At 70.0% G+C, this 16,832-nt stretch carries 21 protein-coding genes; 3 read left to right on the top strand and 18 right to left on the bottom strand.

The features are described from left to right. Positions 1–12: 12 nt before the first annotated feature. The 4 genes from BN159_RS23760 to BN159_RS23745 form a co-directional block, all read right to left on the bottom strand. Entirely contained in the window at positions 13–615 is a 603-nt protein-coding gene (locus BN159_RS23760) for a TetR/AcrR family transcriptional regulator (RefSeq protein WP_015659537.1), read from the bottom strand. A gap of 29 nt (positions 616–644) precedes the next feature. After that, complete coding sequence (locus BN159_RS23755; RefSeq protein WP_015659536.1) at positions 645–2,819, bottom strand: phosphotransferase family protein; 2,175 nt, start codon at positions 2,817–2,819, stop codon at positions 645–647. Positions 2,820–3,055: 236 nt separating this feature from the next. Next, positions 3,056–3,775, bottom strand: coding sequence for an HAD family hydrolase (locus BN159_RS23750; RefSeq protein ID WP_231905647.1), 720 nt, complete (start codon positions 3,773–3,775; stop codon positions 3,056–3,058). A 26-nt stretch (positions 3,776–3,801) separates the two neighbouring features. Next, positions 3,802–4,680 carry a GntR family transcriptional regulator gene (locus BN159_RS23745; RefSeq protein WP_041819732.1) on the bottom strand — a complete coding sequence of 293 codons (879 nt, stop codon included), beginning with the start codon at positions 4,678–4,680 and terminating at the stop codon, positions 3,802–3,804. A gap of 151 nt (positions 4,681–4,831) precedes the next feature. On the opposite strand from BN159_RS23745, the gene BN159_RS23740 reads away from it, so the two are divergent. Then, a complete protein-coding gene (locus BN159_RS23740; protein WP_015659533.1) occupies positions 4,832–5,020 on the top strand; it encodes a hypothetical protein in 189 nt (62 codons plus the stop codon). Between the two features lie 8 nt (positions 5,021–5,028). Here BN159_RS23740 and BN159_RS23735 read toward each other — a convergent pair whose 3' ends face one another. The 3 genes from BN159_RS23735 to BN159_RS23725 form a co-directional block, all read right to left on the bottom strand. After that, the gene (locus tag BN159_RS23735; RefSeq protein ID WP_078598866.1) at positions 5,029–5,937 is read right to left on the bottom strand and encodes a winged helix-turn-helix domain-containing protein; all 909 of its coding nucleotides are present in this window, start codon (positions 5,935–5,937) and stop codon (positions 5,029–5,031) included. A 274-nt stretch (positions 5,938–6,211) separates the two neighbouring features. Continuing rightward, positions 6,212–7,456: a GNAT family N-acetyltransferase gene (locus tag BN159_RS23730; RefSeq protein ID WP_015659531.1), complete on the bottom strand. Its 1,245-nt coding sequence runs from the start codon at positions 7,454–7,456 to the stop codon at positions 6,212–6,214. Positions 7,457–7,628: 172 nt separating this feature from the next. Then, positions 7,629–8,240 carry an RsiG family protein gene (locus BN159_RS23725; protein WP_015659530.1) on the bottom strand — a complete coding sequence of 204 codons (612 nt, stop codon included), beginning with the start codon at positions 8,238–8,240 and terminating at the stop codon, positions 7,629–7,631. Between the two features lie 178 nt (positions 8,241–8,418). Between BN159_RS23725 and dtd the strand changes: the two genes are divergently transcribed. Then, positions 8,419–8,844, top strand: coding sequence for a D-aminoacyl-tRNA deacylase (gene dtd / locus BN159_RS23720; RefSeq protein WP_041821779.1), 426 nt, complete (start codon positions 8,419–8,421; stop codon positions 8,842–8,844). Between the two features lie 4 nt (positions 8,845–8,848). On the opposite strand, the gene ygfZ is transcribed toward dtd, so the two are convergent. Genes ygfZ through BN159_RS23705 form a run of 3 tightly spaced genes read right to left on the bottom strand, consistent with a single transcriptional unit; the run spans position 8,849 to position 10,882 of the window. Then, positions 8,849–9,814 (bottom strand): CAF17-like 4Fe-4S cluster assembly/insertion protein YgfZ, encoded by a 966-nt coding sequence (gene ygfZ / locus BN159_RS23715; protein WP_015659528.1) that lies wholly within the window; start codon positions 9,812–9,814, stop codon positions 8,849–8,851. 10 nt (positions 9,815–9,824) lie between these two features. Beyond that, the gene (locus tag BN159_RS23710; RefSeq protein WP_015659527.1) at positions 9,825–10,274 is read right to left on the bottom strand and encodes a Fur family transcriptional regulator; all 450 of its coding nucleotides are present in this window, start codon (positions 10,272–10,274) and stop codon (positions 9,825–9,827) included. A 32-nt stretch (positions 10,275–10,306) separates the two neighbouring features. Then, complete coding sequence (locus BN159_RS23705) at positions 10,307–10,882, bottom strand: FABP family protein (protein WP_015659526.1); 576 nt, start codon at positions 10,880–10,882, stop codon at positions 10,307–10,309. Between the two features lie 343 nt (positions 10,883–11,225). Here BN159_RS23705 and BN159_RS23695 point away from each other — a divergent pair, with 343 nt between their 5' ends. Next, positions 11,226–11,588, top strand: coding sequence for a DsrE family protein (locus BN159_RS23695; protein ID WP_015659524.1), 363 nt, complete (start codon positions 11,226–11,228; stop codon positions 11,586–11,588). Positions 11,589–11,596: 8 nt separating this feature from the next. Here BN159_RS23695 and BN159_RS23690 read toward each other — a convergent pair whose 3' ends face one another. The 8 genes from BN159_RS23690 to BN159_RS23660 form a co-directional block, all read right to left on the bottom strand. Continuing rightward, positions 11,597–11,857, bottom strand: coding sequence for a DUF3099 domain-containing protein (locus BN159_RS23690; RefSeq protein WP_041819727.1), 261 nt, complete (start codon positions 11,855–11,857; stop codon positions 11,597–11,599). Positions 11,858–11,946: 89 nt separating this feature from the next. Next, complete coding sequence (locus BN159_RS23685; protein ID WP_015659522.1) at positions 11,947–12,234, bottom strand: DUF1416 domain-containing protein; 288 nt, start codon at positions 12,232–12,234, stop codon at positions 11,947–11,949. Between the two features lie 33 nt (positions 12,235–12,267). Beyond that, positions 12,268–13,113, bottom strand: a complete 846-nt coding sequence (locus BN159_RS23680) for a sulfurtransferase (RefSeq protein WP_015659521.1) — start codon at positions 13,111–13,113, stop codon at positions 12,268–12,270. Positions 13,114–13,239: 126 nt separating this feature from the next. Beyond that, positions 13,240–13,320 carry a putative leader peptide gene (locus BN159_RS47770; protein ID WP_350310325.1) on the bottom strand — a complete coding sequence of 27 codons (81 nt, stop codon included), beginning with the start codon at positions 13,318–13,320 and terminating at the stop codon, positions 13,240–13,242. A 218-nt stretch (positions 13,321–13,538) separates the two neighbouring features. Beyond that, positions 13,539–14,285, bottom strand: coding sequence for an LmeA family phospholipid-binding protein (locus BN159_RS23675; protein WP_041821776.1), 747 nt, complete (start codon positions 14,283–14,285; stop codon positions 13,539–13,541). 162 nt (positions 14,286–14,447) lie between these two features. Beyond that, on the bottom strand, positions 14,448–15,590 hold the full coding sequence (locus BN159_RS23670; protein ID WP_015659519.1) for a hypothetical protein: 1,143 nt from the start codon (positions 15,588–15,590) through the stop codon (positions 14,448–14,450). Positions 15,591–15,593: 3 nt separating this feature from the next. After that, positions 15,594–15,848, bottom strand: coding sequence for a MoaD/ThiS family protein (locus tag BN159_RS23665; protein ID WP_015659518.1), 255 nt, complete (start codon positions 15,846–15,848; stop codon positions 15,594–15,596). A gap of 43 nt (positions 15,849–15,891) precedes the next feature. Further along, positions 15,892–16,755: an alpha/beta hydrolase gene (locus tag BN159_RS23660; protein WP_078598865.1), complete on the bottom strand. Its 864-nt coding sequence runs from the start codon at positions 16,753–16,755 to the stop codon at positions 15,892–15,894. Positions 16,756–16,832 lie beyond the last annotated feature (77 nt).

The following is a 16,832-nucleotide window of genomic DNA, read 5'->3' as shown; positions in this document are numbered from 1 at the left end:
TTTTACCGAGCCTCAGCCAAGTTGCGACACCAACCGCCCGAACGCCCGCTCAGCCGCCGCCACCGCATCCCCCCGCACGTCCTCCACCCGCTCCCCCTCCGAGATCCGCCGCCAGTTCTCCAGCGCCAGAATCCGCTGGACGGCCATGATCTGCCCGGCGGCCAGCCGGGCGTCCAGGTCGCCGCCGAGCGCCTCGGCGAGGGCGGCCTCGGACCGCTGCTGATGCGTGTACGCGCGGGCGACCAGCGCCGGAGTGCCGTAGAGCAGGGAGTGGAAAGCGAGCACCTGGGGGTGGTCGTTGAGCCCGGTGACGGGATCGCACCGATCGAGTCCCGCCAGGAAGTGCAGCCGCAGCGCGTCCACGGGCGACCCCCCGGCCGCCTCCCTGACCACCCGCGCCGACTCGTCCTCGTGGTCGGAGATCCGGTACAGCACCAGATCCTCCTTGGCCGGGAAGTACCGGAAGAGCGTCGGCTTGGAGATCTCCGCCGCGGCCGCCACCTCGGCGACCGACACCGCGTCGAAGCCCTTTTCCAGAAACAGCCGGATCGCCACCTCCGAGACGGCCTCGTACATCCGCCGCCGCTTCCGCTCCCGCAACCCGGTCTCACTCATACATCGAGCCTACGCAGACCCGGGCGTGGTCAGGCCAGGGCCCGGACCAGATGCGGGTTCGCCGTCGGGCGGGTCGGCAGGCCGAGCGAGCCGATCGCCGCGGCCAGGGTCATGCCGTACGAGTCCACCGCGCGCCGGACGTTGGGGGCGTCCAGGCTGTCACCGGTGACCAGGCGGTCGAGGTCGATGTAGGCCGAGCGGACGATCTCGATCCAGCGGTAGACCCGCCAGTCCCGCCACCAGTCGACCGTGAACTCCGCGCCCAGCCGCTTCGACCAGCGCTCGAACATCCGGTCCCGGATCTCCGGGCGGGTCGGGGTGAGGTGCATGTGCCGGACCAGGTCGTAGAGCGGATCGCCGACGACCGCCATCTCCCAGTCGATGAGGGTCAGCGCCAGCTCGTCGGAGCGGCGGACCAGGTTCCAGGGGTTGAGGTCGCCGTGGAGGAGGGCGGGTCGGCGCTCGCTGACCTGGTGCCGGGCGAGGATCTGGCTGAGGCGCGGGGCGTCGGGCAGGCCGAGGAGCCGGGCGAGCCGCTGGGACTCCTTCGGCAGCTCGGACACGAGCAGGACGAGCTGCTCGCTGAGCCAGGTGTAGAAGCGGCCCTCACCGGCGGCCGGGTCGACCTCCCGGAAGTTCACCCGGGTCAGCGCGCCGAGCTGGTCGACGAGGCGGTCGGCCTCGTGCGGCAGCAGCCCGTGCACGGGGTGGCCGGGGGGCCGCTCGATGTCCTGCGGGCCCTCGTAGGTGTGGATGGCGAAAGGTTCACTCTGATAACTCGTGCCCAGCGCCAGGAACTTCGGGGCCGCGATCGGCAGCCCCGAGCGCTCGATGGCCCGCAGCACGGCGTGCTCGCTCAGAAAGCCCCGCTCGCGGCGGCAGGCGTCCGCCACCTTGCGCCGGACCACCACCGGGAAGTCCACTCCGGGCACCCGGACCACCGAGTTCAGATGCCCGGTGCCCTTGAAGACCCGCCCGGCGGGGGCGGCGCCCTCCGCGTGCAGGGCCTCGTACACGGCCGCGCTCGAGAACCGGGGGTGTTCCGGGACGAGGCGCTCGGGGTCCCAGTCCCTGATCCGGGCCTGCGGCTTACGGCTCGCGTCCCTCGCCTCGCGCCAGCGGTACAGGATCCGCCCGATCTCCGGCTCACCGGGGAGGTTGCCGAGCCCCAGCGGCCGGGCGGCGACCTCCAGCGCATCGCGCACCTGTGCCGTCGCCTCGGCGAGGCTCTCGTCGTCGGTCCGGTCCCGCAGGGAGGCCGCGGCCCGCATGACGTCCGGGTAGAGGGACTGCGCGCGCTCGAAGTCGACGTAGTGGTCGAGGTCCCGGTGCAGGCCGTTGAGGGCGCCGGGCCGGGCCCGCCGCAGCGCCTCGGCCCACGCCTCGATGACCTCCTCCCACTGGTGAAGGGGGTAGCGCATCCGCACCAGATGGGTGGCGAGGTCGTGCAGCGGATCGCCGTAGGAGGCCAGCTCCCAGTCGACGCAGAACAGCGGTGGCTCGGCGGCGAACGGCAGGACCAGGTTCTTGCGGTGGAGGTCTGTGTGGAGCAGGGCGTACGGCCGTCTGGCCATCGCCGGGACCCGGTCGGCGAGCCTGACCAGGGCGTCCTCGGGGATGCCGAGGGCGGCGAACAGGCCGCCGAACTCACGCCAGTTGGGCTGCCGGATCTGCCGGTCGGCCAGGTGCGCCAGCGTCCGCAGGAAGCCCTGGCTGTCCTTGTCGTTGCGCGGCCAGTCCGCGGGGAGTCGGGGCAGCGCCTCCCGCCGTACCTGCGCCATCCCGGCGAACACCTCGGCCAGGGCCTTCACCAGCAGGGTGTCCAGGGGCTTGTCGTCGGGGCACACGTCGGCGAGCGTGGTGCCCTCCACATAGCTGTGGACGGCGAAGTCCGGTTCCTTGGCGAGGCATTGCGGTACCTGCGGCAGCTGCTTGCGTACGGCCGCCAGGATCTCCGGTTCGTCCTCCCAGGTCCGGATCACCACGCGCAGCGCCCCGGGCCGCCGCATCCGCACGGTGACCTGCGTACCGGGCTCACGGTCGAGCCTGCGGGCCATGTCCATGGTGAGCGGAAGGACGTAGTTGCGGTTGTGGTGGCCGCTGCTGGAGCGGCCCCGCCGGGCGGCCTGCGCGACAAAGGCGCGGACGGCGGCGGACGCTGGGCGTTCCCCGGGGAAGGGGCCGGGAAGAGGTGGTGCGCCCACGGGCCGCTCCGGATGTTCACGCAGGACACGGAAGGTATGGCAGACGTTAAGTGCGCGTTGTAGCAGGCGCGACCGGAGGAGGGCTTGAGTAGCCGCATCGGGTGGTTTGCGACTCTTCACGCACCGGCCGGCCGGGCCGTCGGAGACTGGCTGGTTCTCGCCGACTCCATGGCCCTGAATACGAGCGAAACAGAGCGTCCGCTCAGGCGGTGCGCGAAGCGTAGCGCACGCGGGGGTCAGCCCTGGTCCCGAACCGCTCGAAGCACCGGCCACAGCGAGTCGACGACCCACCGCGCCCCCGCGTCCCGCAGCAGCCGCTCCTTGTAGCCGTTACGCGCGTAGCCCAGGAACGGAACTCCCGCGCTCCGGGCGGCGAGGTAGTCGGAGGGGGTGTCGCCGATCATCAGCGCCGCTTTGGGGGCCGCGCCCATCGCGTTCAGGGCGCGGTTCAGACAGTGCGGATCGGGCTTGAGGTGGTTCAACTGCTGGGTGCGGCCGTAGATGTGCGGGTTGAAGCAGGAGGTGAGCCCCCGGCTCGCGAGGTAACTGCGCACCACCCGCGGCGAGTTGTTGGTGGCGACGGCCAGCCGGGAGCCGACCGCGGTCCAGGTGCGGATCAGCGGATCGGCGTACGGCGTCGGCATGGCGGAGACGGCGGCCCGCAGCTCCTCCTTGGTCAAACGTTCCTCCAGCTCGGCGACCAGGTCGCTGCCCGGGTGGCGGCGGTCCACGGCGCGTAGCACGATCTGCGGGTCGGGGGACTTGCGTTCGTCGGCCGTGAGCAGACTGCGCAGACCGCGCCCTTCCAGCCACTCCACCAATTCGGTCGCCACCCGCTCCGCCGTGTGCCCGGCGAACAGACGGCAGACGGGCCCGTCGAAGTCCCAGAGCACCACGCGGGCGTTGCTGATCAGGTTCCGGAGTTCCTCGGGGTCGTTCTCGGTCCGTTCGGTCACCGCTTCAGCCTGCGTCTCAGAGGTCACTAGGAGAGTGTCAGCTCAGTGGAGATGGTTTCCCAGAGGGCGTCGAACCACTTCTGGGATTCCTCCACGAAGGCTCCATCACGGTCAGCGGCCTGCTTGGCGAAGGAGAACAGCAGGGACTGGGCGCCGACCGCGTCGTACATCTCCAGGGTCCTGCTCTCGTACTCCTCCTCGCGCTCCGTGACCACGTAGTACCCGATCAGCGCCTCCTCGCCGTTGAGTAGGTAGAGCTTCACCGGCGGGGTGAAGGGCAGCGCGCGGAAGGTGACGTGCACGTCGATGCCGTGGGTGGCGCGGACGGCCTGGAGGTTGTGGCGCAGGACCTGGGCCTGGGCGTTGCGGATGCCCAGCCAGCGCCGGTGCAGGGAGTCGTCGTCGGCGTCGCCCTCGATCAGGACGGGGAAGGCCAGCGTGATGTCGCGGGAGGGCAGCAGGATGCGGACGTCGATCGACTCCGGGCGCAGGGTGCCCTCGTGGATCCGGCGCAGCGGATCGCCGAGAGCCAGCATCAGGGTCTCGGCGGAGTGGGAGACGACGTCCACGCTCACGTGCCGGGCGGCGAACGCCTCGACCAGCCGCGGGGCCAGTCCGACCATCGTCGGCTGGGGCTCGCCCAGGGCGGGCGCCGGGACGGCGATCCGCGGCGGGCTGCCCTTGCTGACGTTGCTGAGCAGGCCGTCCTCCTGGAGCGCGCGCAGGGCCTGCCGGACGGTGCCGCGCTCGACGTTGAACTCCTCGGCGAGTTCCGCCTGGGTGGGCAGGCGGTCGCCCGCCTTGAGCTCGCCGGCGCGGATCCGCTCCCGCAGGATGTCGGCGATCTCCTGGGGGGAGAGCCTTCTGCTGCCGTTCACTGCCACGTTCTCCTGTGTCACGACCAAACGCTACAACTCCACTCCATCTACGGGGAGTTGTCTGGAACTTGTTTATTACCTGTAACCAAGTGGGGACAACATAAGCAGAGTTGGTACCAACTTGGCCGAGTTGGCGGAAGCTTTACCTCAAGTTGGAGCACCAGAAGGGGGAACCACCATGCCTGCCATCGCCCTCCTCGCCGCAATTCTCGTCGTCGGCATCGAACAGACTATCGAAGTCAAGTACGGCACCACCGGCATCGTCGGTCTGCTCCTGCTCACGATAGGTATCAAGGCCAAGAGCCCGGCGGTCAGCTCCGCCGGAGCCGTGGTGCTGGCCCTGCTGGTCTCGGGGCCGGCCCTGTGACCAGCTGCTCAGCTGGTCAGCTCCAGATCCGAACTGATCGTCTCCCATAACGAGTTGAACCACAGATGGGACTGCTCCACGAACGTGGTGTCGCGCAGCCCGGCGCCCTGCTCAAACGCGAACAGCATGGACTGGGTGCCCTCGGCGTCGTACAGCTCCAGGAACTCGTGGTCGATCTCCTCCTCGCGGCGCGTCACCATGTAGTACGCGAAGAGCGCCTCCACGCCGTTGAGCAGGTACAGCTTCACCGGCGGGGTGAAGGGCAGCGCGCGAAAGGTGACCTGCACATCGATGCCGTGCGTCGCCCGCAGCGCCAGCAGATTGTGCTGGAGCACCTGGCCCTGGGCATTGCGCTGGGCCAGCCAGCGGCGGCGCAGCCGGCCCGCGGCCGTGGCGTCGACCGGGGTCGGAAAGGCGAGGTCGATACGCCGGCTCGGCAGCAGGACCCGGACGTCGACCTTGGCCGGTTTCAGCTGTCCGGCGTGGATCTGGCGCAGCGGTTCGCCGAGGGCGAGGGTGAGCGAGACGGCGGTCAGACAGAGGGCGTCGATCTCGACGTGCGGAGCGGCGAAGGCAGCCGCGGCGCGGGGCGCGAGCGCCACCATGGTGGGCTGCGGCGGGGCTCCGGGGCCGGTCAGCGCCCTGCCGAGGTCCGGGGCGACGGTGGCGGGGCTGCCCTTGGACACATTGATGAGCAGGTGCTCGGACTGAAGGATGCGCAGGGCCTGCCGTACGGCTCCCCGTTCCACGCCGAACTCGTCGGCCAGCCGGGCCTGGGTGGGCATGCGCTGGCCGGGCTGGAGTTCGCCGGAGCGGATCCGGGCGCGCAGCTCGTCGGCCACTTCGCGATGTGACTTCTGTGGCCGCGGTGACCTCTTCCGTCCATTGACGGAGGCGTGTTTCGGGTCCACGGCCAAACAGTACAACTTCCCGCCATCTTTGGGCAGTTCACTGAAAGGTGGTTATGAGACGCTTCTACGCGGTCATAAGTACAGTGAAGTTGGTCGCCAACTTATGCAACATGGTCAAACTTTCAGGGGGTTGGCGATCTGGCACAGGATCGGCTGGCCGGGCTCCCTTCCGGAGGGGAGCCGGGAGCCCGGTTCAGTCAGCACGATGCACAACAACCACAACTGAAGAGCACGCTACGGATGAGTACGGAGGACAAGGCCTGTCGTCGGCGAGAGGAGCTCAGAACAGGTCCGGGCACCAAGGCCGCCTGGACGTACGCAGCAGGGCGTCGGCCACACGGGCGGCGCCCGCTCGTTCTTCCCGGACCCGGCCGAGCGCGGCGAGCCGTACGGCGGACTCGTCGCCGAGCCAGAGTGTGGCGAGGTCGGAGAGGGTGATGCCGAGATCGGCGGTGTCGGTGGTGGCCGCGCAGGCTCCGGTGCCGTCCGCGGCGGCCTCCAGCCGGTAGCGCCCGCCGCCGTCCACGACGTCCAGCACCACTGACCCCGCGCCCGCGTACGTCCTCGCCTCCATGGCCCGGACGACGTCGAGGATCCGCACCCACATCCAGTCGGCCTGGGAGGTGATCCGGGCGGCGCGGGGATCGGGGAGGAAGTGCGGCAGCAGGTCGTCGGGCGCGCGCCAGCCGGTCTTGACGGTGGTGATCCAGTCGATGGAGCACAGGTACTGCCACAGGGCGCGTTCCGCGGCCGGGGTCACTCCGATCAGCCACTTCACGGTCGCCGTGTTGAGCGGCTGTTTGCCGTCGCCCCAGTGGTCGTCGGACGTGTACGCCACCATGCCCTCGACCTCGCCGGACTGCGAGCGGTACACGGCGTAGTGGGGTTCCTTGAAGGTGTTGAAGAACCGCACCGCGCCGGTGGTGAGCTGCCACCACAGGTCGTCCCGGCTGACGGCTCCGGGCTGCGTGCGGCGCAGGCGCTCGTGCAGTTCCGGGCCGAGCTTGCGGACGTCCGGGGCGTCGATCAGGTCGATCCTTCCGCCGTCCTCGGGGCCGGACCAGCGGGGATCGAGGCCGGTGCGGGGTACGTCGATCGTCCACTCGGCCATGGTGGTGGCGGGGCCGAAGCCGTAGCGGCCGTAGATCGGGTACTCGGCGGCGATGAGGGTGGCGACGGCGTCTCCGCGCTCCTTCGCGGCGGTGAGGTCGCGCTCCATCATGCGGCTGAGGAGGCCGCGGCGGCGGTGGGTGGGGGAAACGGTGACGTTGGTGATGGCGTCGGAGGGGACGGCGGTGCCGCCGACGGTGGTGAGCCGCTGATCGAAGGACCGGAAGGTGGCGACGCAACGATCCCGGTCGAAGGCCCCGAGGAGCCGACCGGGAACGAACCAGGGATCTCTGGCGGCGAGTTGCTCCTCGCTGAGCGTCGGCTCCCGCAGGAACCCGGTGTTCACGGCACGATGCCAGCCGGCGAGCTCGGCCTCGGTGATCGGTCGTACGTCGATATCAGCGGCGCGGGTCATGACCTCACGTTAGGCGCGGCCCGCCGGGGGTGTCGCCCCGATTTCCTCGCCCCCGCCGCCCCTACCCGTCCCATCCCGGGGCTCCGCCCCGGACCCCGCTCCTCAAACGCCGGAGGGGCTGTTTCAGCCCGTCCGGCGTTTGAGGACGAGGCCCCTTCAGGGCCGAAAACCGTCACAGCAGCAAGTCGTCCACCTGGGCCTCGCCCTCTCGGTAGCGGCGGGCGATCTCCGCGCTGCAATCGTCCGTCGTCCGTTGCAGGGTCTGGCGGCGCAGGGAGACCTGCTGCTCGTATCGGACCAGGCGGGCCATCGCCTCGGTCAGTTCCGCATCCGTGCGGGCCCCGAGGTCCGACAGTTCGACCTCCGCCAGCATCTCCGCCGCCAGCCGCCGGTACTCCTCGCTGTGCGGCGTCCCGAGCGTCACATGCCGCGCCGAGGACCGCTGCCGCGCGGGAGCGTCCCGCAGGATCTCCGCAAGCCGCTCCACCACGGACGCCGCCCCCACCGGCGACCGCCGCGCCAACTCCGCCCGCAGGATGTCGATCCGCCCCTGAAGCAGCCGCCGCACATAGCTCAGATCCGCCTCGTCCCGCTGCGCGTCCCGCCGCAGCGTGCGCAACTCGGGCAAGGTCAGTACGGTCAGTTCATGCTCGGGCGGATCCGCCGGCAACCACGCCGACGCCTCCGTCGCGGTGCGCTGCGCGGGCGTCCGCAGCTGACTTCGCTGTCCCGCACGGGTCAACGAGACAGCCCCGGGCGGCCCCCCGGTACTCGGTGTGCTCATGTACCTCTACCGTCCCCTCGACCGGCGTGTGGAAGCATCGTGCCACCCCAAGTGGCCGCTATGTGACCGAGTGCCCCCGATCGGCCCCGATCGGCCCCAGATGGGGGGTTAAGGATCAAAAAAGAATTCCCGGAAACCCCGTACGGGCCGGTCCGCGGCGCACGGCATGATGGTCCGCATGCGTGCAGTGGTACAGAGAGTGGACGGCGCGAGCGTCGTCGTCGAGGGGCAGACCGTCGGAGAGATCGTCGGCGAAGGACTGTGCGTCCTCGTCGGCGTGACCCATGACGACACCAAGGAGAAAGCGGCCCAACTCGCCCGCAAACTCTGGTCGATCCGCATGCTGGACGACGAGAAGTCGTGCAGCGACATCGACGCCCCGCTCCTGGTCATCAGCCAGTTCACGCTCTACGGCGACGCCCGCAAGGGCCGCCGCCCCACCTGGAACGCCGCCGCCCCCGGCGACGTGGCCGAGCCGCTGGTCGACGAGGTCGTGGCCCAGCTGCGCGCCCTCGGCGCGACCGTGGCGACGGGCCGCTTCGGCGCCAAGATGCGGGTGTCCCTGACCAACGACGGCCCGTTCACCGTCCAGTTGGAGCTCTAGGGCTCTACGGCTCCACGACCACTTCCTGCGCCGCCGCCGTCTCCCCCGCCACCAGCGCCGCGTCCGTCGGCACGTTCCGCTTCACCAGCGCGAGGGCGACGGGGCCCAGCTCGTGATGGCGTACCGACGTCGTGATGAACCCGATCTTCCGCCCGTCGGCCCCCTCCTCCGCGAGCCGGATCTCCGTACCGGCGACCGGGAGGTGCACCTCGCTGCCGTCGAGGTGCAGGAAGACCAGCCGCCGCGGCGGCTTGCCGAGGTTCTGGACGCGGGCGACGGTCTCCTGGCCGCGGTAGCAGCCCTTCTGGAGATGGACCGCCGTACCGATCCAGCCCAGCTCGTGCGGGATCGTGCGGTGGTCGGTCTCGAAGCCGAGCCGCGGGCGGTGGTGCTCGACGCGCAGCGCCTCGTAGGCGAGCAGCCCGGCCGCGGGCCCGGTCTTCGCGGCGTAGGACTCCAGGTCCTCGCGCGGGAGGAAGAGGTCGCGGCCGTACGCCGTCTCGCGTACCACGACACCCTCGGGGACCTCGGCGATGGACCCGGCGGGCAGGTGCACCACGGCGAAGTCGGCGGTCCGGTCGGCGACCTCGACCTGGTAGAAGAACTTCATCGACTCCAGGTAGGCGATCAGCGCGTCCTGGGTGCCGGGCTCGACATGGGCCCAGACCGTCGTGCCGTCGTCCACGAGGTACAGCGCGTGCTCGATGTGGCCGTGCGCGGAGAGGATCAGCGCCTCCGTGGCCTCGCCCACGGGCAGCTCGCTGACGTGCTGGGTGAGCAGCAGATGCAGCCAGCTCAGCCGGTCCGGACCGGTCACGGCGACGACGCCGCGGTGCGAGAGGTCGACGAAACCGGCGCCGTCGGCGAGGGCGCGCTGCTCGCGGAACAGTTCGCCGTAGTGGGCGGCGACACCTTCGTCCACGCCCTCGGCGGGGACGGCGCCGGGCAGGGTCAGCAGAGGGCTCTTCATGGGAGCAAGCCTACGACTCGGTAGTTGAATTCTTCAGCGAGCTCTTGCGCGCGCAGTCCTTGCATCGCCCGAAGATCGCGAAGTGCTTCATATCGGTCTCGAAGCCGAAGGTGTCCCGCAGCTTGGCGGTGAACTCCGCGGCCACCGACACATCGGCCTCGATGACGTTCGTGCAGTCCCGGCACACGAGGTGGATGTGATGGTGGCGGTCCGCGAGGTGGTACGTCGGCGCTCCGTGCCCCAGGTGGGCATGGCTGACCAGATCCAGCTCCTCCAGGAGCTCCAGGGTCCGGTACACCGTGGAAATGTTGACCCCCGACGCCGTCTTCCTCACTTCCACGAGGATGTCGTCGGGGGTCGCATGCTCCAGGGTGTCCACGGCTTCGAGCACAAGCTGCCGCTGCGGCGTCAGCCGATAGCCGCGCTGCCTGAGATCACTCTTCCAGTCGGTGCTCACCACACCGTCGAGTCTAGAGCTACTTCGCGAAAGGCCTACTTGAAGAAGGCGATCCCGTCGTCAGGCATGTCGTCGGGCAGGGCCCTGGCCCAGCGCTCGACCTCTTCCGGGGTGACGACCTTCTTCAGGTGGGCCGACATGTAGGGGCGCAGCTCGACCTCGGGGGTCTGCTTCTCGCCGACCCACATGAGGTCGCTCTTGACGTAGCCGTACAGGCGCTTGCCGCCGGTGTAGGGGGCGGCGTCGGCCGTGCGCGCGACCGCGTCCGTGACCAGGTCGATCTGCGGCTTCTTGTCCGCCAGCTCGCCGTACCAGATCTCGATCACACCGGTGTCCCGGGTCATCGTGATCTCGACCTTGCGGTCGGCGTCGACACGCCAGAAGCCGTGCTCGGACTCCAGGGGCCTGACCTTGTTCCCGTCGTTGTCCAGCACCCAGGTGTGGGAGTGGTACTCCAGGAAGTCCCGGCCGTCATGGGTGAAGGTGACCTCCTGGCCGAAGTTGCACTTCTCGGCGCCGGGGAAGTCGTGCACGCCCGCACCGGCCCAGTTGCCGAGCAGGAAGGCGAGCGGGACGAGGTCCTTGTGGAGGTCGGACGGGATCTCGATCATGAGAGGCGTTTCCTAGACGTGGGTCAGCGCTGGCCCTGGTACAGCTTCTTCACGGTCAGTCCGGCGAAGGCGAGGACGCCGACGGCGACCAGGACCAGCAGGGTCTCGAAGAACGCGATCACAGGGTGCTCCTTGGTGAGCGTAAGGGCGATTGCACAAGGCCGGGCCCCAGCTTACGCGGCCGGGGCCCGGCCCACTTTCCGAGGTCGGCCGAGCAGCTGGCTCTGGAGGACGACGGTCTACGGGACTGGACGACGAGCGCGAGGACATCGCCCGCGGTCAGGTAGGCCTGGCGGACCTGCCGGGCGCCGTACGGCTTCTCCTCCCGGATTACGATTCAGCCATGGCGAAGAAGCTCGTGATCAAGGTGACTGCCGGGGCCGACGCGCCCGAGCGGTGTTCGCAGGCGTTCACGGTGGCGGCGGTGGCCGTGGCCAGTGGGGTCGAGGTCTCGCTCTGGCTGACCGGGGAGTCGGCGTGGTTCGCCCTCCCGGGCCGGGCCGCCGAGTTCGAGCTGCCCCATGCCGCGCCGCTGCCCGACCTGCTCGACTCACTCCTCGCGGGCGGCAAGGTGACCCTGTGCACGCAGTGCGCCGCGCGCCGGGACATCACCGAGAAGGACGTCATCGAGGGCGTACGGATCGCCGGCGCGCAGGTCTTCGTACAGGAGGCCCTCGGGGACGAGACGCAGGCGCTCGTCTACTGAGACGCGGGCTACAACCGGCGCTTCTTGCCGTCCAGTTCGTCCCACCACTCGTCGGACTTCGGGTCGCCGGACGGGTCGTCCCACCAGCGGTCGTCCGGTCCTCGGCGGTTGGCGACCATCGCGGCCAGCGGGGGGATCAGCATGGCCACCACGCACATGCCCACCGCCACCGGGACCGACCAGAGGCGTACGACGGCCCAGGCCAGGACGAACAGCGTGATGCAGATGCCCATCATGGCGAAGTACTGATGACGTCGCCGTGCGTACATATGTCCAGAGTAGGTCCGGACAGGCCGAAGGGCCGCACCCAGGCGTCCAACCCGGGGGGTGCGGCCCTTCGGCCGATCTGTGGGGTGCCTCAGACGGCGATGGCGACCTCCGCCAGGCCGCCCTGCTGGGCGACGACGGTACGGTCGGCCGTGCCGCCGGGAACCAGCGCACGGACGGTCCAGGTGCCCTCGGCCGCGTAGAAGCGGAACTGGCCCGTGGCGGAGGTGGGGACCTCCGCGGTGAACTCGCCGGTCGAGTCGAGCAGACGGACGTAGCCGACGATGGGCTCGCCGTCCTTGGTCACCTGGCCCTGGATGGTGGTCTCACCGGGCTTGATCGTCGAGGCGTCGGGGCCGCCGGCCTTCGCTCCGCACATGTTGAACTCCTTGAGGGGTAAAGGTCGGTGGACTTAGTTGTTGGCGCCGAGCTCGATCGGCACGCCGACGAGGGAGCCGTACTCGGTCCAGGAGCCGTCGTAGTTCTTGACGTTCTCCACGCCGAGCAGCTCGTGCAGCACGAACCAGGTCAGCGCGGAGCGCTCACCGATCCGGCAGTAGGCGATGGTGTCCTTCGCCAGGTCGACCTGCTCGTCGGCGTAGAGCTCCTTGAGCGCGTCGTCCGACTTGAAGGTGCCGTCGTCGTTGGCGTTCTTCGACCACGGGATGTTGCGGGCGGTCGGGACGTGGCCCGGGCGCTGCGACTGCTCCTGCGGCAGGTGGGCCGGGGCGAGCAGCTTGCCGGAGAACTCGTCGGGGGAACGGACGTCGACGAGGTTCTGGGCGCCGATGGCCGCCACGACGTCGTCGCGGAAGGCACGGATGCTCTTGTCCTGCGCCTTGGCCTTGTACTCGGTGGCCGGGCGCGCGGGGATGTCGGTGCCGTCGACCAGCTCGCGGGCGTCCAGCTCCCACTTCTTGCGGCCGCCGTCGAGGAGCTTGACGTTCTCGTGGCCGTAGAGCTTGAAGTACCAGTAGGCGTAGGACGCGAACCAGTTGTTGTTGCCGCCGTACAGGATCACCAGCGTGTCGTTGGCGATGCCCTTCGCCGACAGGAGCTTCTCGAAGCCCTCCTGGTCGATGAAGTCGCGGCGGACCGGGTCCTGAAGGTCCTTGGTCCAGTCGATCCGGATCGCGTTCTTGATGTGGTTCTTCTCGTAGGCGGACGTGTCCTCGTCCACCTCCACGATCGCGATGTTGCTGTCGTCCAGGTTCTCCTGGAGCCAGTCGGCGTCGACCAGGACGTCGCTGCGGCTCATGCTTTCTCCTCCGGGGCAGTTGCGGCGGGGCGTGCAAGTGAGATGAGTGCGTGCGGTCCGGGTGCGGACGGCGCACGGGTGCCCGAAATGGGGCGGCGGGGAATGCGAGGAGTCGGTGCTCTTCGCTCAGAAGGTGCGACAGAGCATGGCGGCGACGCGGCACAGGTCTACTGCCCGCCGCTTCGTGAGATCCGCCTGTCGCTTCATACCTGCGATCGTAGGGAGGGACGGGCGCGCGTGTCACCGGCGTGTCGCATGTTGAGACGCTATCGTCCGGGATCTGGGACGAGTGAGCCGCCGAGGCCCGTCCCGTACGGCTTCCGGGGTCCTGTATCGGCCGTCACATCTGCGGTGCGGACGGTGGCGTCTCGCCTTTCGGACACCCGGTGTTCACCGAGGGGCACTGAGGGGAACCGAGGGGGTCATTACCCCGCGAGCTGGACGTTCGAACCCTTCACGCTGATCTCCACGCCGTCCTTCGCCGCCTCGACCTTGTCCAGCTGGATGCCGCCGGGGAGCTGGTCGATGGCCTGCTGGAAGTCGGTGATCCGGCGTACGCGGTCCTCGGCGAGCGACAGGCCCTTGATCGAGGGCAGGGCGTCGGCGTGGACCCGCACCTTGTTGTTCTCGACGGTCACCGTGCTGAGCACCGACAGCGTGCGGTCGATGGGGAGGACACCGGCGGCCTTCCCCTGGACGCGCACAGCGACCTTGATCTTGCCGTTGCCGCCGTCGGAGAGGCCGACGACGTTGGCCTCCACGCCCGGGACGACCTCGGTGGGCTGCGACTTGGTGGCCTTGAGCAGCTCGGCGTAGGTGATGGTCGCGGTGCCGGTGGCGCTGGCCGCGGTGGCGGAGCTGTAGTCGCCGGAGAACTGGACGCCCTTCATGTTGGCCGTCAGCCCGTCGATGAGGATGGTCTCGCTGCCGGTGCCCGTGCTGGCCTCGTAGTCCTCTATCCCGACCTCGACGTCGTCCAGCTCACCGGCGGCCATCTGGGTCAGGAAAGGGAACCCCTTGATCGACACGTCCGGGGTGGCGGCGAGGTTCTCCGTGGTCCTCAGCTTCTCCGCGGCCTCGTCCTCGGCGAAACCGACGGCCAGGCGGTCGGCGAGCACGAACAGCCCGCCGAGGATGACGACGACGATCAGCGATATCCGCAGTGCGCGCATGTTCCGGTGTTCCCCCACCTCGGCGGTCATGACGACCGAGCGGCCGCCATCCGGGGAGCGTAACCCTGCGGTGTCTTGGGGCCGCGGAATTGTCGATCACCTGTGACAGGGGGGCTGGGGCGGGGGTGCGTCCCGCTCCCCCGCGTCGGCGGGGTGCCGCTGTTACCCGAGCGCCCGGCCCAGGACGTACACCGCCGGGGCCGCCGCTGCCAGGGGCAGGGCCACTCCTGCCGTGAAGTGGACGAACTTCGACGGGTAGTCGTAGCTCGCCACCCTGTGGCCGATCAGGGCGCAGACCGCTGCCGCCGCGCCCAGCAGGGCGCCCTCGGCGCCCACGTCGGTCATCCCGCCGACCGCGATGCCCGCGCCCGCCGCGGCGAGGAGGGAGACGACCACGGACGCCGGGGTCGGCAGCGGTAGTGCCCGCGCCAACAGGGCCACCGCGACCGCCGCCGCGCCCACCGTGACCGCGTCCGCCTCCGCCGCCAGGTAGCCCGCCGCCACGATGGACAGGGCCGCCGAGGCGACCGTGGCCATCAGGCCGTACATGCGCTCGTCCGGGTCGGCATGGGAGCGGAGCTGGAGGACCAGGGCGAGCAGGACCCAGACGCCCAGGGTGCCGAGGATCGCGGACGGGGCCCGGTCCGACGCCAGCAGCGCCACGTCCGCGGTGAGCGCGCCCGCGAAGGCCAGCGCGATGCCCTGGCGGGCCGGCCACATGCCGTTCAGACGGAACCAGCCGGCCGCGGTGACGGCCTGGAGGAGGACCAGCGGGACGAGCAGGGCGTATGTGCCGATCGCCGCCGTGCCCGACAGCAGCAGGCCCAGCACTGCCGTCAGCGCCGCGGGCTGCATGCCGGGCTCGATGATCGGGGAGCGGCCTTCGAGACGCGCCCGCTGCGCGTCGGTGACGCGGGAGTTGCCGCCGAGCGTGGCCGGGCCGTAGGCCGTGTTCAGGTCCGGGGACGGGGCCATGGGCGCGGGCGCCTCAGGGGCGGCCGGGGTCACCGGAGGCAGCGGGGCGGCCGCGTACGGCTCGTACGCCTGCTGCCCGTACCCCTGCGCCTCCTGCCCCTGCTGTCCCTGCTGTCCCTGCTGCGGCAGATACGACGTCTCCGCCGCCGACACCGGTGCCTGGACCTGGGTCTCCCAGGTCTGGCCCTGCCACTGCTGGGTGTACTGCTGGGCGGCCTGCGGGTCCTCGTACCCCTGCTGCCAGCCCTGGCCCTGGGCGGGCTGCTGCTGCCCGTACGGGTCGTAGGCGTCGTAGGCGTCCTGGCCGCCCTGATACGGCTGGTTGGTCATCGCTCATCCTCCTGCGAACGGCGGGAGCACCTCGACCGTGCCGCCGTCGGCCAGCCGTACCGTCTCATGCCCGCGGGTGCCCACGGGGTCACCGTCGATGAGGAAGGAGCAGCGCAGCAGGACGCGCGTCAGTTCCCCGGGGTGTCGCTCGCGCACCGCGGCGAGCACGTCGGCGAGCGTGGCCGCGTCGTACGACTCCTCGCCGATCCCGGCCGCGGCCTTCGCGCCGGCCCAGTAGCGCACCGTGACCTTTGCCATCCCGTCCCTCTGTCCTTCGGACCTCTCCGTCAACAGGGCCAGGCTAGCCCGCCCGGCCGACGGCCCAGTGACCGATCCGGGCCAGCAGCTCGTCCGCCGCCGCGTGCTCTGCGTGGCCCATGCCCGGCTCCAGCCAGAGTTCGCCGTGGTCGCCGGCCGCCTCGGCCAGCATGCGGGGGTGGTCGACGGGGAAATAGCCGTCCCGGTCGCCGTGCACGATCAGCAGCGGGGTCGGGGCGATCCGCGGCACCGACTCCACCGGGGAGAGCGGCACCGGGTCCCAGCCGCGGTGGTGGATGCGGGTGCGCAGGCCGTAGCGGGTCACCAGCCGGCCCTCGCGACGGGTTACCAGCCAGTGGACCCGGCGCATAGGGGCTGTACCTCGGTAGTACCACCGGGCGGGGGCACTGACCGAAACCACGGCGTCCGTACGCGCCTCCGTGCGCCCCGCGTGCTCCGGCCCGTACAGCGCCCCGTGCCGCAACACCACCGAGCCGCCCATGGAGAAGCCGACGGTCACCACGCGCGCGTGCCCGAGCTCCCGCGCCCAGGCCACCGCCGCCGCCAGATCGAGCACCTCCTTGTCCCCCACCGTGGACCGCCCGCCGGAGCGTCCGTGCCCGCGGAAGGAGAACGTGACCACGGCCCCGTACTGCGCGAATGCCGTCGCCACCCGGCGCACATGCGGTCGGTCCACATCGCCGGTGAATCCATGCGCGATCACGAACACCAGGTCACTTGTAGGTGGAGTTCCGGCGTCGTATACGACCGCACCCGGTTCGTATACGGAATCGATCGCCACTCCGTCTTTCGTGCGCAGAAACGTCCGTATAGGGGTGTGTCTGCTCGTCTCAGAATTCGGAACAACCGTCGAACGCGCCACATGACCTGCCGGACCAGTCCTCATGTGGGCTATTCTGCTGGGCAGAGGACTCGGGCAGCGTAGCCCCCGGGTCCTTTTGTGCTTTCGGAAGCGTTGTATAC

Origin of the sequence: Streptomyces davaonensis JCM 4913, assembly GCF_000349325.1 — a bacterium.
Lineage (GTDB): Bacteria > Actinomycetota > Actinomycetes > Streptomycetales > Streptomycetaceae > Streptomyces > Streptomyces davaonensis.
This window is presented reverse-complemented; position numbering and strand designations above follow the sequence as displayed.

Bases quoted from the DNA above. Each gene is read 5' to 3' on its own strand.
- BN159_RS23760 (WP_015659537.1), bottom strand. From the start codon at position 615: ATGAGTGAGACCGGGTTGCGGGAGCGGAAGCGGCGGCGGATGTACGAG.
- BN159_RS23740 (WP_015659533.1), top strand. From the start codon at position 4,832: ATGCCTGCCATCGCCCTCCTCGCCGCAATTCTCGTCGTCGGCATCGAA.
- BN159_RS23730 (WP_015659531.1), bottom strand. From the start codon at position 7,456: ATGACCCGCGCCGCTGATATCGACGTACGACCGATCACCGAGGCCGAG.
- BN159_RS23725 (WP_015659530.1), bottom strand. From the start codon at position 8,240: ATGAGCACACCGAGTACCGGGGGGCCGCCCGGGGCTGTCTCGTTGACC.
- dtd (WP_041821779.1), top strand. From the start codon at position 8,419: ATGCGTGCAGTGGTACAGAGAGTGGACGGCGCGAGCGTCGTCGTCGAG.
- ygfZ (WP_015659528.1), bottom strand. From the start codon at position 9,814: ATGAAGAGCCCTCTGCTGACCCTGCCCGGCGCCGTCCCCGCCGAGGGC.
- BN159_RS23705 (WP_015659526.1), bottom strand. From the start codon at position 10,882: ATGATCGAGATCCCGTCCGACCTCCACAAGGACCTCGTCCCGCTCGCC.
- BN159_RS23695 (WP_015659524.1), top strand. From the start codon at position 11,226: ATGGCGAAGAAGCTCGTGATCAAGGTGACTGCCGGGGCCGACGCGCCC.
- BN159_RS23690 (WP_041819727.1), bottom strand. From the start codon at position 11,857: ATGTACGCACGGCGACGTCATCAGTACTTCGCCATGATGGGCATCTGC.
- BN159_RS23685 (WP_015659522.1), bottom strand. From the start codon at position 12,234: ATGTGCGGAGCGAAGGCCGGCGGCCCCGACGCCTCGACGATCAAGCCC.
- BN159_RS23680 (WP_015659521.1), bottom strand. From the start codon at position 13,113: ATGAGCCGCAGCGACGTCCTGGTCGACGCCGACTGGCTCCAGGAGAAC.
- BN159_RS47770 (WP_350310325.1), bottom strand. From the start codon at position 13,320: ATGAAGCGACAGGCGGATCTCACGAAGCGGCGGGCAGTAGACCTGTGC.
- BN159_RS23675 (WP_041821776.1), bottom strand. From the start codon at position 14,285: ATGCGCGCACTGCGGATATCGCTGATCGTCGTCGTCATCCTCGGCGGG.
- BN159_RS23670 (WP_015659519.1), bottom strand. From the start codon at position 15,590: ATGACCAACCAGCCGTATCAGGGCGGCCAGGACGCCTACGACGCCTAC.
- BN159_RS23665 (WP_015659518.1), bottom strand. From the start codon at position 15,848: ATGGCAAAGGTCACGGTGCGCTACTGGGCCGGCGCGAAGGCCGCGGCC.
- BN159_RS23660 (WP_078598865.1), bottom strand. From the start codon at position 16,755: ATGAGGACTGGTCCGGCAGGTCATGTGGCGCGTTCGACGGTTGTTCCG.